Raw genomic sequence first — 14,221 nt, 5'->3', positions numbered from 1 at the left:
TTTATAAAACTTAGTTAATGAATGCTCTAGTAAAATTTTAAAAAAATATTGTTATTTCTCAATAAGGCTTCCGAAAAAGCCTTATTATCCAACCTCAATACTTATTGCTGCTTTTGTAAGTCATAAGTAAAGCGAATCACCACATCATCTACAACTTTATTAAATGCCTCATTAATAGCCATTGGTTGTACATTTTCAACTGGAGCTTTTTTATTGCCAACAGTGGATAAAATCATATGTGGGTAACGTTGATCAATCTGTTTGCCTTGTGCATCAATATATTTAAATTTGAAATCATATTTATCAGTAATAGCGCTACCTACTGCACCAAAGGTCAGACCTGTTAATGCACCCTTTCCAGCAGCCTCCCCTAAATCAGCTGCATTATTTGCTGTTAAATGCAATTTAGCCTGATTCTCTGCATTAGACTGTGATACAGGTGAAAATACACCTGTTGCTCTTAAACTACGTTCAGCTAAAGATTGTAATTCTTTAGCTGCTTTTGGAATTACCACACCATTTCTTTGAAACTCAGCTGTTAAAACGACTGGAATAGGCTGACTAGGTCTTTTTATATCTGAATAACTAGTGTTTTTATAAGCAGGATCGACATAAGCTTTAACAGATAGACATCCTGTAAGTTGAGTCGCAGCCACCATACCAACAACAGCAAAAGAAAGTTTAATTTTTTTCATATATATGCCTTAAAAAAATATTTACCATGTAATCAATAGAGAACCGATTCTAATCATTTGAAAGAAAAAATATAAGCTCAAACTTAGTGTAATCAATCAATTTCACCTTTTTAATTTTTAAGACTTCTAGTTAGCAGATACAAAATGGTATAAATATGCTGATTTGAGAAAAGACCATTCCTTCAGGCTGATTTTGTGACTAGGACTTAACCCATAATCTTTTTCATAATCAGAATGTTTGGCACCTGTGCCATCAACTACATCTTGCTTTGTCAGTTTATCCAACGACGTCTAATTTTTAGATTTAATGGGGTTGAATAATATTTCTCAATCGCCCAACTTAAAATAAAGACAATGGTAAAATAAATAGGTAACAACATCACCTTTTCTAAAGGCAAAGTCTCTTTAGGCAAATAAATAACTTTAAAAAGCCCTAAAACAATTAAATGAAATAAGTACATCTCATAACTGCGTTGACCAATCCATACCAGAATTTTGGAAGGTATGAATTGAACTTTAGTGTCCGGGTTTTGCGTAAAATTGAGAATTAAAATTGCGGATAACACTGCAAATAAACTCATCCCCCAAGTGCTGACTTCTTTAATGGGCGCATAAAAATACAAAACCGTCATCAATACAGACGTAGTTGCAATGACCAAGTTTGAAGAGCGTAATTTTCCTTGAAGTCTGTGAGCGATTAGTGCGGTTAAACAACCGATCGCGATACCATCAAAGCTAGAAAAATAATGATAGAGATATGCCCCACTTTCTTCGCCGAAATGGAGCGAACGAAAATAGGGTGCATAGCAAATTATTGCAATTAAAAATAAAATAAATCCTTTACCTCTCCCGAATAAAAAACACAGTAGAGGAAAAGCAACATAGAAGACCTCTTCAACGGAAAGAGACCACAACACACCCAATGCATAATTGACCCAACCGTACTCAATAATCAGGATATTCATCCAAAAGGTAAAAGCAGAGAGAACCGTTAACCCATAAGATACCTCAATATTATTGGGCGCTTGGTTCATAAAGGGTTGAAGTCCTATATGCCCAAGCAATGAGACAGTCAGCACCAATAAAACTAAACAAGGAACAATTCGAGCGATACGGCGTATGTAAAAATCCTTGAGATGAATTTGATCAAGCGTTTTATTCCTATATAGAGTCTGCCTTGTGATTAAAAATCCAGAAATCACAAAAAACATCGTTACACCATAATTTCCATTTCTAGCAATGAATGTACTCAGACTTTCGCCAAAAACTTGTATACCCAAAAAAGTATCGTGTAATTTATAAGGAATATTAAAATGATGAATTAAAACAAGAAGTATTGAAATTCCACGGAGAATATCAATTTTATAATTTCGCATATATCGAATTTTTTATAAAGAATGGGCAGTAGAATAGGTGATTAATATTATTTTTTCAAATAGACATATAGGCTGCTAACCCACCTAACATAGATAGCTTTAATAACGGTGTAATCTAAACCCCGGACTAAAAAAACCAGCCCTCAGGCTGGTTTTTTTATATCAGGTATTAACCCGTAATTTTTTTATACTTCGAACGTTTTGCCGTTGCCTCATCACCTAAACGTGACTGGCGATATGCTTCATATTCTGCATAGTTACCTGTGTAGAATTCTGGCTGTTCATTTTCAAAAGACAAGATATGCGTTGCAATACGGTCTAAGAACCAACGGTCATGCGATACCACCATCACAGTACCTGGGAATACAAGAATTGCATCCTCAAGCGCACGTAAAGTTTCGATATCCAAGTCGTTTGATGGCTCATCCAGTAAGATTACGTTTGCACCTAACTGTAAGATTTTTGCCAGTTGTAAACGATTACGCTCACCACCTGACAGCTCACCAACACGTTTTTGCTGATCTTGACCTTTGAAGTTAAAGCGGCCGATATAAGCACGCGATGCGATTTCATAATCACCGATTTTCAAGATATCTAAACCGCCAGAAACTTCTTCCCAAACGGTTTTATTGTTATCTAAAGTATCGCGAATCTGACCAACATACGCCACTTTAACAGACTCGCCCAACGTTACCGTACCAGTATCAGGTTGCTGTTCACCTGTCATCATACGGAATAATGTGGTTTTACCCGCACCGTTAGGACCAACAATACCCACAATCGCAGTTGGCGGTATTGTAAATGTTAAGTCTTTATAAAGTAGGCGACCATCAAATGATTTACTGATGCCTTCAACTTCTACAACTTTATTTCCTAGGCGTGGGCCAGGTGGAATATAGATTTCAGAAGTTTCATTACGCTGTTGGAATTCTTTAGAGTTCAACTCTTCAAAACGTTCCATACGCGCTTTGTTTTTCTTTTGCTGACCTTTGGCATTTGAGCGAACCCATTCAAGTTCTTTCTTCAATGCCTTAGCAAAAGATTCTTCTTGTTTATTCTCTTGCTCTAAACGTGCATTTTTCTGCTCAAGCCAAGAGGTATAGTTACCTTGATATGGAATACCCATGCCACGGTCAAGTTCAAGAATCCACTCAGCCACGTTATCCAAGAAATAACGGTCATGCGTAATCGCCACGATCGTACCTGGGAAATCTTTCAAGAAACGTTCTAACCAAGATACTGATTCAGCATCCAAATGGTTCGTCGGTTCATCTAGAAGTAACATATCAGGCTTAGACAGCAATAAACGACAAAGTGCCACACGACGACGCTCACCACCTGAAAGTAGAGATACATCTGCATCCCAAGCTGGTAGGTTCAAAGCACCTGCCGCAATTTCAAGCTGATTATTGAGGTTGTGTGCATCCCAAGCATGAATGATGGATTCTAATTTTTCTTGCTCTTTTGCAAGTGCATCAAAATCTGCATCAGGATCAGCATATTCAGCAAAAACTTGATCGAGACGTTCTAAAGCATCCAGTGCTTCACGTACACCATCTTCAACGTTTCCACGAACATCTTTGCTTGGGTCTAATGGTGGCTCTTGTTCTAAATAACCGATTTTGATTCCTGGTTGTGCACGCGCTTCACCTGAGAAATCTTTATCTACGCCAGCCATAATACGGAGTAGGGTCGATTTACCTGCACCGTTCAAACCAAGCACACCAATTTTTGCGCCTGGGAAAAATGATAAAGAGATGTCTTTTAGGATTTCGCGCTTAGGCGGAACCATCTTCGACACTCGATTCATCGTATAAATATATTGGGCCACGCAGGACTCCTCAATTGAAAAACCAATAAATCGCAAAAAAGCGAAAAAAATAATCGGGCGTATTATACGCTGAAAAGCAGATTAACTTGAAGTTATGATTTCCATCGTTTGGATTTATCAAACAATTTTCTTTTTATAAAACTTCGAAGCATCTCCCCTCGCTATGCTGAATGAAAATATACAAAAAATTAATCAGACCTAGCAGCCTTTTCACACTGCATTTACTGCATGATTTATACGCAAAAATATGTGAAAGATAAACCTTCCACCCTCTTTTGCTTTAGAATACAAAAGAGTTTGGCGAACAGAACTCGCTTTATTGATGCATTACAGCCATTTACTCATCTTGCAAACATTGGTAATGAAAAATCTGGACATGTCATCTCACCACTATGGCTCGTTGTCAACTCAACGTAGAAAACTCAAATTCGTTGTTGGGAATGAAGACTGAGTCCGCTTGTCTATTGGGATTGAGCATAGAGACACCTGATGACAGAACTAGAACAGATCCTCGCTGAGCTTTAGAACAAATAAAATATATTGTCTCAGTTTAGAGGCTGTTTTTTATGCTTTTGAAGAAAAATATTATTGCATTTTCAACTATTACAATCATTTGTTTTAGAGCTTTTACTCTAAAAATATTATTATATTTCAAACATTTACACTAGACAAACAAAAAAAATCGGTTAATATTAGTACAAAATAAAGTGCAGTGTTTAATCGCAACACAAGGACATTGTAAACAACAGCTTGATTAATGTAGGAAACTTACATGAACGCAAAACTCAAAAAACTTTTTCAACAAAAAGTCGACGGGAAAACAATCATTGTCACTGGAGCATCAAGTGGCATTGGTTTAACGGTTTCAAAATATCTTGCTCAAGCAGGTGCACATGTCTTATTGCTAGCGCGTACGAAAGAGAAATTAGATGAAGTAAAAGCTGAGATCGAAGCAGAAGGTGGTAAAGCGTCTGTTTTCCCATGTGATCTCAACGATATGGAATCAATTGATGCGGTTTCAAAAGAGATTTTGGCTGCTGTTGATCACATTGACATTTTAGTCAACAACGCAGGACGTTCAATCCGTCGTGCAGTTCACGAATCAGTTGATCGTTTTCATGATTTTGAACGTACTATGCAGCTTAACTACTTTGGTGCTGTACGCTTAGTTTTGAATATCTTACCGCATATGATGCAACGTAAAGATGGTCAAATCATTAACATCAGTTCAATTGGCGTATTGGCCAATGCAACCCGTTTCTCAGCGTATGTTGCTTCTAAAGCTGCACTTGATGCATTTAGTCGTTGTCTCTCTGCTGAAGTTCATTCGCATAAAATTGCGATTACCTCTATTTATATGCCATTAGTGCGTACACCGATGATTGCACCCACTAAAATTTATAAATATGTACCGACGCTTTCTCCTGAAGAAGCCGCAGATTTAATTGCTTACGCAATCGTAAAACGTCCGAAAAAAATCGCAACTAACTTAGGTCGCTTAGCATCGATCACCTATGCAGTTGCACCAGACATTAATAATATTTTAATGTCGATTGGCTTTAACTTATTCCCAAGCTCTACTGCTTCAGTGGGTCAGCAAGAAAAGTTAAACATCATGCAGCGTGCTTACGCGCGTTTGTTCCCAGGTGAACATTGGTAATTTAAGCAACTCCCTGCAAAATAAAAAAGCAGTGCATAGAAATATGCGCTGCTTTTTTATTGAAAGGAATAAAGGATGAAATTACTTAACCAGATAAGGATTCAAATTTATAAGCTGCTTAAAACCACTCTGTACCACCATCGCAGTACGAGACTTTGGACGATTGATTGCTTCTAACTGACTAAATTCAATCATCTTATGATTAAAGTCCAAGCGTGGATATTGCTGCTGTAACTGCAGTCTAAACTGTGGAGAAAATTCAAAGCCACGACTGCCGATCACATCACAACTGGCAGCTTGTTGCAGTAAATGTGCTTCGATGCCATCCTCCAGCGCCACATAAGGATTCATGTGCATACTGATCACGTCAAACAATTGATCCGCACGAGGGGCATGCCATCCCTGCTCGATTGACCAGTCTTTAGCAGCATAAGCCCCCTGTCCTGCAAAGCATCGACAGTTTTCATGGTGCTGATAATGCTGTTCCGTCATCCCCAAATCATGCAATAAACATGACACCGCCAATAGCTCATCATCGCGCTTTAAATTTTGCATCTTGGCAAATGCAACTGCATAACACCAAGTTCTCAAACAATGATTTTGCAAGGCTTCAGAACTACAAGATTGCATCTTCTGCAATGCCTGCTTTACATCAGCGCTATCAGGTAAATACAGATCATCGAGACTCAAATCATGCTGTACATTCCGCTTGGATTGAGATGCGAAAGCGTACATTTTTATACTTTGTTTGAGTGCAGGCAATAGGCTATGACTCAATAGAGCCATACGATCTTTCAAAGATAAATCGCCTGAAGTTTGTATCATCCATGCTTGTCGACCAATCTTCATTATTATCCCCATATAAATTAGAGCAATTACTCTAATTTAAGTTTTACTGCAAATATTGCTGAATGTCAAAGCAATCGTTCTTGGCAAAAAACCACAGCTTAAAGCCGTTTTTTGAGTAAATCATCCAACCAATCGATGAAGTCCTGAAAATACTTTGGACGGTATTGTCGATCTGTCAGCAAAATATTGACCGGTAATTCTAGACTGGGAATATCGACAAATAGGCGTTGCAATTTTCCTTGTTGAACATAAGGTACAGCATCGAACTCAGGAATTTGAATCATGCCAATACCTGCCAAACCTGCATGAATATAAGCTTCGGTGTTTTCGATCAGTAAGCGATACGGTATATCGATACGATGATCGCGAAATGCAAGCTCACTCATTTCTCGATAATTTTTTGCCACATGATAATCCACGGCGAAATGCTGCTGTAACTCATCGAAACTTTTGGGTTCACCGAACTCAGCTAAATACTGCGGTGATGCCAATGTCCAGATCTTGGTCTGGGTAATGGGTCGAATCAGTAAATATTCATCCTGAACTTGCCCAACTCGCACCACACAATCAAGTTGTTGTTCGATCAAATTAGAAAAATCATCACTGCCATTGATCAACACTTTTACCTTTGGATAACGCTGATAAAACGCGAGTAAATTCGGAATCAAAAGCTGTGTTGCCAACCGCTTCGGCATACCAATACTGATCTTGCCTTCTTGGCTGCGAACATGAGTTTTAAAACGATTCAATTCCTTTAACTGGGCCACCAACCGCACGGCTTCCTCATAAAACAGACTACCCTCATGCGTTAAAGCAACCTTACGTGTCGTACGGTAAAACAACCGCACTTCATATTCTTTTTCAAGTGATTGAATCGCATAAGTGACATTGGACCGCGGCAGCCCCAATTGCAGTGCCGCTTGTGCGAAAGACTGCTTGTCTGCCACCAAACAAAATATTTTTAGACGCTCGATCTTATCCATTTATTATTCAACTTTATTGCACAATCAGTTCAATACTAACAACTATTTCAAACAAAAAAATTGTTTTAGGATAATTTTCACACAAAACAAAAGCTGGATGAAATAATGTCACAACATGATTTAAAAGATAAAACAGTACTGATTGCAGGCGGTGCAAAGAATTTAGGTGGTTTGATCTCACGTAAGTTTGCCGAGCAAGGGGCAAATTTAGTGATCCATTATAATAGTACAGCGACACAAGCCGATGCCGAAGACACCTTAAAAACCGTACAAGAGCTCGGTGCTAAAGCCATTTTAATTCAAGCTGATCTATCCGATATTCAAAACATCGAATCCTTATTTACCCAAGCCAAAGCTGAATTTGGCGGTGTTGATATTGCCATTAATACCGTCGGTCGTGTGTTGAAAAAACCCTATTTGGACACCACCGAACAAGAGTTTGATGGGATGAATGACATCAATAATAAAATTGCTTATTTCTTTATTCAATCAGCAGGCCGCCATCTCAATCCAAACGGCAAAATCTGTAGCATTGTGACCAGTTTATTGGCAGCCTACACAGGTCTTTATTCTACTTATGAAGGATTAAAAGCCCCTGTGGAACACTATACCCGTGCTGCATCGAAAGAGTTTGGTGAGCGTGGTATCTCGGTGACTGCTGTCGCTCCTGGCCCGATGGATACACCTTTTTTCTATGGCCAAGAAGCGCCTGAGGCGGTGGCCTATCATAAATCGGCATCAGCACTTGGCGGACTCACCAAGATTGAGGACATCGAGCCTTTAGTTCGCTTCTTGGTGACAGATGGCTGGTGGATTACAGGACAAACCATTTTCGCAAATGGGGGCTATACCACACGTTAATCAATATTCTTTCGTTTTTGAGTTCTATCAACATATTGAATAGAACTCAAATCACTTAAACATACGTCTATTTTTGTATTGGTGAATAACGATGAGAATTTTCCAAATACTGATTAAACTTAAATATATTTCTATCTTCGCTTTACTGGCTATTTTTACAATGACACCATTGATGCCACAGGCTCAAGCAAAAGAAATTTTAATGACGAATCAATTACCACTGCCTGTAGCACAACAAATCAAAGCGATTAATGATAATAAAGAATCGACGTGGTTAAATCTATTCACTTCAGACGCTATTGTGAATGATTGGGGGCGAGTATTTCAGGGCCATCAAAAAATCAAAGCATGGAGCGATAAAGAATTTATAGGTGCTCATGGTCAACTTACTGTGATCAAAGCAGAGACTAAGGGTAATCAGGTCACTTTAAATGCAAACTGGCGCAGTCATTTCTATACCGGAAAATCACGCTTTATTTTCATTGTAGATGGAAAAAAAATACGTGAAATGCGTATTACCTCATTAAAATGACAACATACATTGGATATAACAATCATGCGTACTCTAATTATCGTCACAATAGGTTTATTAACTGCATTGACCCTCCTAAGCCTTATACCAAAAAAACATCTTATATTGGCAGGTATTATTTTTAGTATCGGTTGGTTAGGATTAGTTCTTTGGAATTTGCGTATAGGCTTGTCTCATGGTTATACCCTTGCCCAAGAAACGCCGATCCATTTAATCCTATTTGTGTTGCCTGTCACTGCTTATTGGTTATATTTTTATTTTAGAACCTAATTTACAGCTATCTAGCGACTAAATTATGTTTAGCCACAACGAACTGGTCATGACTTAGTGATGACTCATAATCGTTTACTTGTCATCCCGTCTACCATGTAACTTTAGGCACAATACATGAACAAAAAAGGGAATAATCAAATCAAAATATCTTGATCACAAACGATTATTCAACTTTTATTTTCAATATTACATTTTAAAATCAATTTAGGAGACTAAAAAAATATGAGCAATTCCGATCAAATCATAAAAAAATCTGCTCCAGCGTTGCATCCGAAAAAGAAAATATTGTGTTTGGTTTCCAATTCAGCTGATTTACACGGTTTACAAGTCGGTTTTTTTGCAGAAGAAATGACCCGTCCATTTTTCGATTTCCTACAAGTTGGATACGATGTAGACCTATGTTCTCCCAAAGGTGGTGAAGTGATTTTTGATGGACATAGTGATCCAGAAAATTCACACAGCGGATACCCAAACGACCTGATTAGCATAGGTTTCAGACATCATAAAATTTATGGAGAATTGTTGAAAAATACCAAATCCATCAAAGATACAAATGTTGCAGATTATGATGCAGTAGTCGTTGCTGGTGGCGGTGCGCCATTGGTTACGTTTAAAGACGATACCGATTTGCATCAATTTATTGCCGATTTTTATGAGCAAGGCAAAGTCGTTTGTTTAATTTGTCACGGTACTTCTTTATTATTATGGACAAAACTCAAGAATGGTACATTGTTGGCAAACGGTAAAACTTGGACAGGATTTGCCAATAGTGAAGAAGATATCGTGAACGAAATGTTTGGCAAAGTGGTGAATGATTATACCATCGAAACTGAGGCTCATAAGAATCCGAATACCACGTTTGAGGTGGCTGACCCGCTCCAACCATTTGCTATAAAAGACGGCAGATTGATTACCGCACAACAACAACACAGCAGTTTTCTAGCATCGCAATTGGTGATTCAAACTTTGGAAGAATAACCCTAGTGAGTTGAGCAACTTCGGTAATGTCTTCATAAAACAAACGCCCTCATAAAAAAGCAAGCTTAAAAGCCGTACAAGAACTCGGTGTAAAAGCCATTTTGATTATTGAACCTTTGATTTGTTTCTTAGTCACTGATGGTTGGTGGATAACTGGACAAACCATTTTCGCCAATGGAGGTTATACCACGCGATAATTCATGTTCATGAGAAGGGCTTGGGGCATGATTCACATGTGCCCAAGCTTTTTTAATTGAACCAAAATACCAAAGCATAAAAACAAGCCAAACTGAGAACAATCGTCAGTAAGGTATGGCGAACCTTATACGCTATCGCAATGGTTAGAAGGGTGGCAATAAAATAAGGATTCAATAAAGTCTCACGAAATGCACCCTGCTCATCCATAAATACAATCGGTGTGGCAATCGCAGTCAATAAACATGGTGCTGAATACTGCAATGACTGTTGGAACCATTTCGGTAAACGTAGCGGAATATTCGGTTCGAGCAAAATATAGCGATTCATAAAGACCACCAATGCCAAAATAATCAGAACAAACCAAGTCATGCTGTACGCTCCCGCAGATTTTGCAGGCACGTCGCTGCGAACATGCCAATCACCCCTGCCATAATGGCTGCACTTTTAAAACCTAAACTTAGAAACACCACGGTTAAAGCCACTGAGACCAACACACCCACCAAAGTATTTAAATTTTTAATAAATGGAATCACGATAGCGATAAAGGTCGCGACAATCGAAAAATCGAGATGGTATTGATCTAAATTCGGCACAGAGGATGCAAGCAGCACGCCACACACACTAAACAATACCCAGCATAGATAAAAGCAACTGCCCGCCCCGAGAAGATAGTAAATATAGTGCTGTTGTTTTTTAATACTGACCGCAAACAACTCATCTGTGAGTAAAAAACCTAACATTAACCGATGTTTTAACGGTTGCTTGGAAATATCTTCACGTAAATACAGCGCATATAAATAATGCTGCGTGGTAATCAAAAATACCGAAATGATGATGGTGAGTGCAGGTGTCCCCGCCATGACCAAGCCTAAAGTCATCAATTGAGCAGCGCCAGCAAAAACCAATGCTGACATTGCAATGGCTTGCATGGTCGTTAACCCAGCTTGAATCGCCATTGAGCCTGCCAAGATGCCCCAAGGCAATACAGCAAAACATAGCGGTAGTATTTTGACTGCCCCATTTAAAAATGCCCGAGGCACAGACATTGAGGTGTCATCGATGGTCTCAGTCAACATCAGTATTACAATCGTTTATAAGAGACTGTTGACTATGCCAAAAATCAATCAATCAAGATTGCATAAAATTGCTGTTTTATTTGAGATAGGCAATATAGCCACCTGGCGTAATCCCAAAAGTTTGACGAAAGTGACGACTAAAATGGCTCTGATCTGAAAAGCCACACTGCTGCGAAATCTCAGATAAGCTTAATCCTTGTCTTAATAATTTTTGTGATTTTTGCAAACGTGCCTGCACCAACCATGCATGCGGCGACAAGCCCACATGTTTTTTAAACTGACGTAGAAAATGCCACTGGCTTAGATTGGCCATTTCAGCCAATGCCGTCAAAGAAAACTCCTGTTCAGGCATCGATGCCATCAGTTCTTTAATATTCAGAATACGCTGTTTAGCATTGCTCAATTCAGCAGATTGAGGCTTGGTTTGACTATACTTCGACACTAGCCAAGCGATAGTAGAGAGAAATAAGGTTTGCTTCAGTAAGGTATTGCTAGGTTGCTCGAATAAGTCGAATAGCAAACGGAATTGTTGTGCCAAACCTTCATCATGCAATACAGCTTGTCTAAACCACGGTGCAGTACCATGAACAGTGGTCAAATCGCGTGTCAGCTCATTAAACACTTCTGGTGTAGGATAAATTGCCCGATAGCGCCAACCCGTCTCCACTGCCGAAGAACCTGTATGTACTTCATCGGCATTGACCAAAATAATATCGCCTTGTGGTGCGACATGATTACCGCCTGTGCGATAAAAACGCTGTGCCCCCTCTTCGATCACACCGATACAAAATCCTTCATGCACATGTCGTGAAAACTCCTGCTGATAATAACTTGCTTTCAGCATTTCTAAACCACCGAGTTCTTCGAGGTGTAAGTAATCGACTTGTTCACGAGGTCTACGTGACATCACGACCTCCTTTGGATTTTTGCATCAAATCAGGTTAACGCAATGGGATCAGATTTATAGAATAAAATTGCTGTTTATTCAAAATAAAGAGGAATCTGGACAGCTAAATAAAATTTGATTAATAAACCTTTATTTTCTAATTTGAACTGATAAATTAAAAACTGATATCAATTTTATATACCAATGCAAAGAAATTAAAAAAGATAATTATCTAAACGTATTTAAATTTTATTTAAAATATTTTAAAATCCGCACATAATTTATTCAATAAATTGTAATAAAACCAAAAGCAAAAAATTGAGAGAATGATATGTTAAATCCTTTGCATCCTAAAAAACTAATCCCTTTAAGCTATGCAATTGCGCTCAGTCTTTCTGTATTAGGGACAACGACGGTCTCGAGTTATGTGTATGCATCAGCATCTACAGAAGAAACTTTAACCAGTAATACTACAGTTCAAAATGCTTCAGAAAATCCGATGGCAAAATTAGATTGGCATTTAGGACCTAACAAAGAAAATATTTCTAATGTAGCAACTTTAAATACCCTCAAAGATGAAGGGTTTTTAGATCCAAAAAATGCCGATAAATTCTTAGAACTCACGGGAAATTTAACCACAGGCAGTACCAATATTTTAGTCGCTCCAGATGATTCATGGTGGGCAACCTTTGATTTTGATCCATCAGGTTATGTCAAAGATGATGAGAAAATCGATGCCGATGCCTTATTAAAACGAATCAAAGATTCTGATGAACCATCTAATAAAGAACGCGCACGTTTAGGTTACCCCAAACTGTATACTGTTGGCTGGGCTGTTCCACCACATTATGACAATCAAACCAAACGTTTAGAGTGGGCACTTAAAATTCGTGATGAAGATAATAATGAAGCCATTAACTACACCATTCGTATTTTAGGTCGTACTGGTGTAACCAGTGCTACATTAGTATCTGACGAAGAACATTTGACTCAGAATATTAATGCATTTAAAACTAGCTTAAAGGGCTTTGATTATAATTTTGGTGAGAAATACGCAGAATACCGTGAAGGTGATAAAGTGGCAGAATACGGCCTAGCTGCATTAATTGCAGGTGGTGCTGCAGTTGTTGCAACCAAAAAAGGATTCTGGGCTGCGATTGCCGCATTCTTCGCAGCGGCATGGAAATTCATTGCTGTGGGTGCGATTGCCGTAGGTGCATGGCTCCGCTCCCTGTTTAATAAAAATAAATCATAAATGTCGTTATCCTTCGACATACTGATCACGATAGGGATAGTCGGGTTCTATATTTATGACTCGGCTCATCTCTATTTTTATAATGAGTTCAATATTCAAAAAGGGCTGGGATCTACCTTTAAATCGCAATTGCTTTCACGACAACTGAATATCTTTCACAAATATTTATTCATTCCCAATCTATGGTTTTCCCATCAACTTCTTTTTAAATGTGCATGGAAGATCAAAGACTCTGACCCCACTATTCATCCCCATGATATTATTCATCTCAAAAATATCAGTCAAACCTTAAAACCGCTGCAATGGGTCAATATTTTATTATTCGTGCTGACCTTAGCGGTTTTACCCTTTTTAATTACATTTAAAGCAGGCTATCTTACCCTTGCGATCATCTTAGTCATTATTTATAGCTTGAATCTCATTTCAATCTTGTTTGTGATAGTAAAGAGGGAAAAACTCCAGCTTTCTTGGCTTAAAATCATGCAGCTATCATTAGATGCCTTGTTATGCCCTCCTTTTGCATTAAATCTATTACGCAAAATTAGTTTAAATTATCACACTAAAACGGATGGTATATTGCTCGCCGCTCAAATACTCGATCCGCAACAATATCAAATCTTACTTGATAACATCCTGCTGGATATCCAAACATTAAAAATGGCATCAAATGAAAAAAAAATCGCTCAACTCGAATTAAGAGAGCAGCAACTGCTCCAGTTAAAAGCGCCTCTTGAGCACAAATAAAAGTAGGATTTTTTCCATTATTTG

Annotated in this window: 15 protein-coding genes and 1 pseudogene; 8 read left to right on the top strand and 8 right to left on the bottom strand. The window is 38.3% G+C overall.

The genetic code is table 11. The features are described 5' to 3' along the window. Positions 1-101: 101 nt before the first annotated feature. The 3 genes from EXE30_RS01075 to ettA all read right to left on the bottom strand — a co-directional run bounded on the left by EXE30_RS01075 (position 102) and on the right by ettA (position 3,902). On the bottom strand, positions 102-695 hold the full coding sequence (locus EXE30_RS01075) for a hypothetical protein (protein WP_130160827.1): 594 nt from the start codon (positions 693-695) through the stop codon (positions 102-104). Between the two features lie 272 nt (positions 696-967). Beyond that, the gene (locus tag EXE30_RS01070) at positions 968-2,071 is read right to left on the bottom strand and encodes an acyltransferase family protein (protein ID WP_130160826.1); all 1,104 of its coding nucleotides are present in this window, start codon (positions 2,069-2,071) and stop codon (positions 968-970) included. A 169-nt stretch (positions 2,072-2,240) separates the two neighbouring features. Next, positions 2,241-3,902: an energy-dependent translational throttle protein EttA gene (ettA, locus tag EXE30_RS01065; protein ID WP_130160825.1), complete on the bottom strand. Its 1,662-nt coding sequence runs from the start codon at positions 3,900-3,902 to the stop codon at positions 2,241-2,243. A gap of 772 nt (positions 3,903-4,674) precedes the next feature. Between ettA and EXE30_RS01060 the strand changes: the two genes are divergently transcribed. After that, entirely contained in the window at positions 4,675-5,562 is an 888-nt protein-coding gene (locus tag EXE30_RS01060) for an SDR family NAD(P)-dependent oxidoreductase (protein WP_130160824.1), read from the top strand. 81 nt (positions 5,563-5,643) lie between these two features. Here EXE30_RS01060 and EXE30_RS01055 read toward each other — a convergent pair whose 3' ends face one another. Continuing rightward, positions 5,644-6,411, bottom strand: coding sequence for an HD domain-containing protein (locus EXE30_RS01055; protein WP_130160823.1), 768 nt, complete (start codon positions 6,409-6,411; stop codon positions 5,644-5,646). 98 nt (positions 6,412-6,509) lie between these two features. Next, positions 6,510-7,394: a LysR family transcriptional regulator gene (locus tag EXE30_RS01050; protein ID WP_130160822.1), complete on the bottom strand. Its 885-nt coding sequence runs from the start codon at positions 7,392-7,394 to the stop codon at positions 6,510-6,512. A 105-nt stretch (positions 7,395-7,499) separates the two neighbouring features. Between EXE30_RS01050 and EXE30_RS01045 the strand changes: the two genes are divergently transcribed. The 5 genes and pseudogenes from EXE30_RS01045 to EXE30_RS16155 form a co-directional block, all read left to right on the top strand. Then, positions 7,500-8,255 (top strand): SDR family oxidoreductase, encoded by a 756-nt coding sequence (locus EXE30_RS01045; protein WP_130160821.1) that lies wholly within the window; start codon positions 7,500-7,502, stop codon positions 8,253-8,255. A gap of 91 nt (positions 8,256-8,346) precedes the next feature. Next, entirely contained in the window at positions 8,347-8,787 is a 441-nt protein-coding gene (locus EXE30_RS01040; protein WP_213072733.1) for a hypothetical protein, read from the top strand. A gap of 24 nt (positions 8,788-8,811) precedes the next feature. Next, positions 8,812-9,057 carry a hypothetical protein gene (locus tag EXE30_RS01035; protein ID WP_130160820.1) on the top strand — a complete coding sequence of 82 codons (246 nt, stop codon included), beginning with the start codon at positions 8,812-8,814 and terminating at the stop codon, positions 9,055-9,057. Positions 9,058-9,282: 225 nt separating this feature from the next. Further along, positions 9,283-10,038 carry a type 1 glutamine amidotransferase domain-containing protein gene (locus EXE30_RS01030; RefSeq protein WP_130160819.1) on the top strand — a complete coding sequence of 252 codons (756 nt, stop codon included), beginning with the start codon at positions 9,283-9,285 and terminating at the stop codon, positions 10,036-10,038. Positions 10,039-10,088: 50 nt separating this feature from the next. After that, positions 10,089-10,235, top strand: a pseudogene (locus tag EXE30_RS16155) (SDR family oxidoreductase); the annotation flags it as partial. Between the two features lie 52 nt (positions 10,236-10,287). Here EXE30_RS16155 and EXE30_RS01020 read toward each other — a convergent pair. From EXE30_RS01020 to EXE30_RS01010, 3 genes are all read right to left on the bottom strand, one after another. Further along, positions 10,288-10,605, bottom strand: a complete 318-nt coding sequence (locus EXE30_RS01020) for an AzlD domain-containing protein (protein WP_005193908.1) — start codon at positions 10,603-10,605, stop codon at positions 10,288-10,290. Further along, positions 10,602-11,312: an AzlC family ABC transporter permease gene (locus EXE30_RS01015; protein WP_130160818.1), complete on the bottom strand. Its 711-nt coding sequence runs from the start codon at positions 11,310-11,312 to the stop codon at positions 10,602-10,604. The genes EXE30_RS01020 and EXE30_RS01015 overlap by 4 nt, the downstream gene beginning before the upstream one ends. Positions 11,313-11,388: 76 nt before the next feature. Then, positions 11,389-12,219: an AraC family transcriptional regulator gene (locus EXE30_RS01010; RefSeq protein WP_130160817.1), complete on the bottom strand. Its 831-nt coding sequence runs from the start codon at positions 12,217-12,219 to the stop codon at positions 11,389-11,391. A 310-nt stretch (positions 12,220-12,529) separates the two neighbouring features. Between EXE30_RS01010 and EXE30_RS01005 the strand changes: the two genes are divergently transcribed. Both EXE30_RS01005 and EXE30_RS01000 read left to right on the top strand, forming a co-directional pair. Next, positions 12,530-13,453 carry a DUF2167 domain-containing protein gene (locus EXE30_RS01005; protein ID WP_130160816.1) on the top strand — a complete coding sequence of 308 codons (924 nt, stop codon included), beginning with the start codon at positions 12,530-12,532 and terminating at the stop codon, positions 13,451-13,453. Beyond that, complete coding sequence (locus tag EXE30_RS01000; RefSeq protein WP_130160815.1) at positions 13,454-14,197, top strand: hypothetical protein; 744 nt, start codon at positions 13,454-13,456, stop codon at positions 14,195-14,197. Positions 14,198-14,221 lie beyond the last annotated feature (24 nt).

This window comes from Acinetobacter halotolerans (genome assembly GCF_004208515.1).
Taxonomy (GTDB): Bacteria; Pseudomonadota; Gammaproteobacteria; order Pseudomonadales; family Moraxellaceae; genus Acinetobacter; species Acinetobacter halotolerans.
Note: the sequence above shows the minus strand (reverse complement) of the source record. Positions and strands in the feature narration are given on the sequence as shown.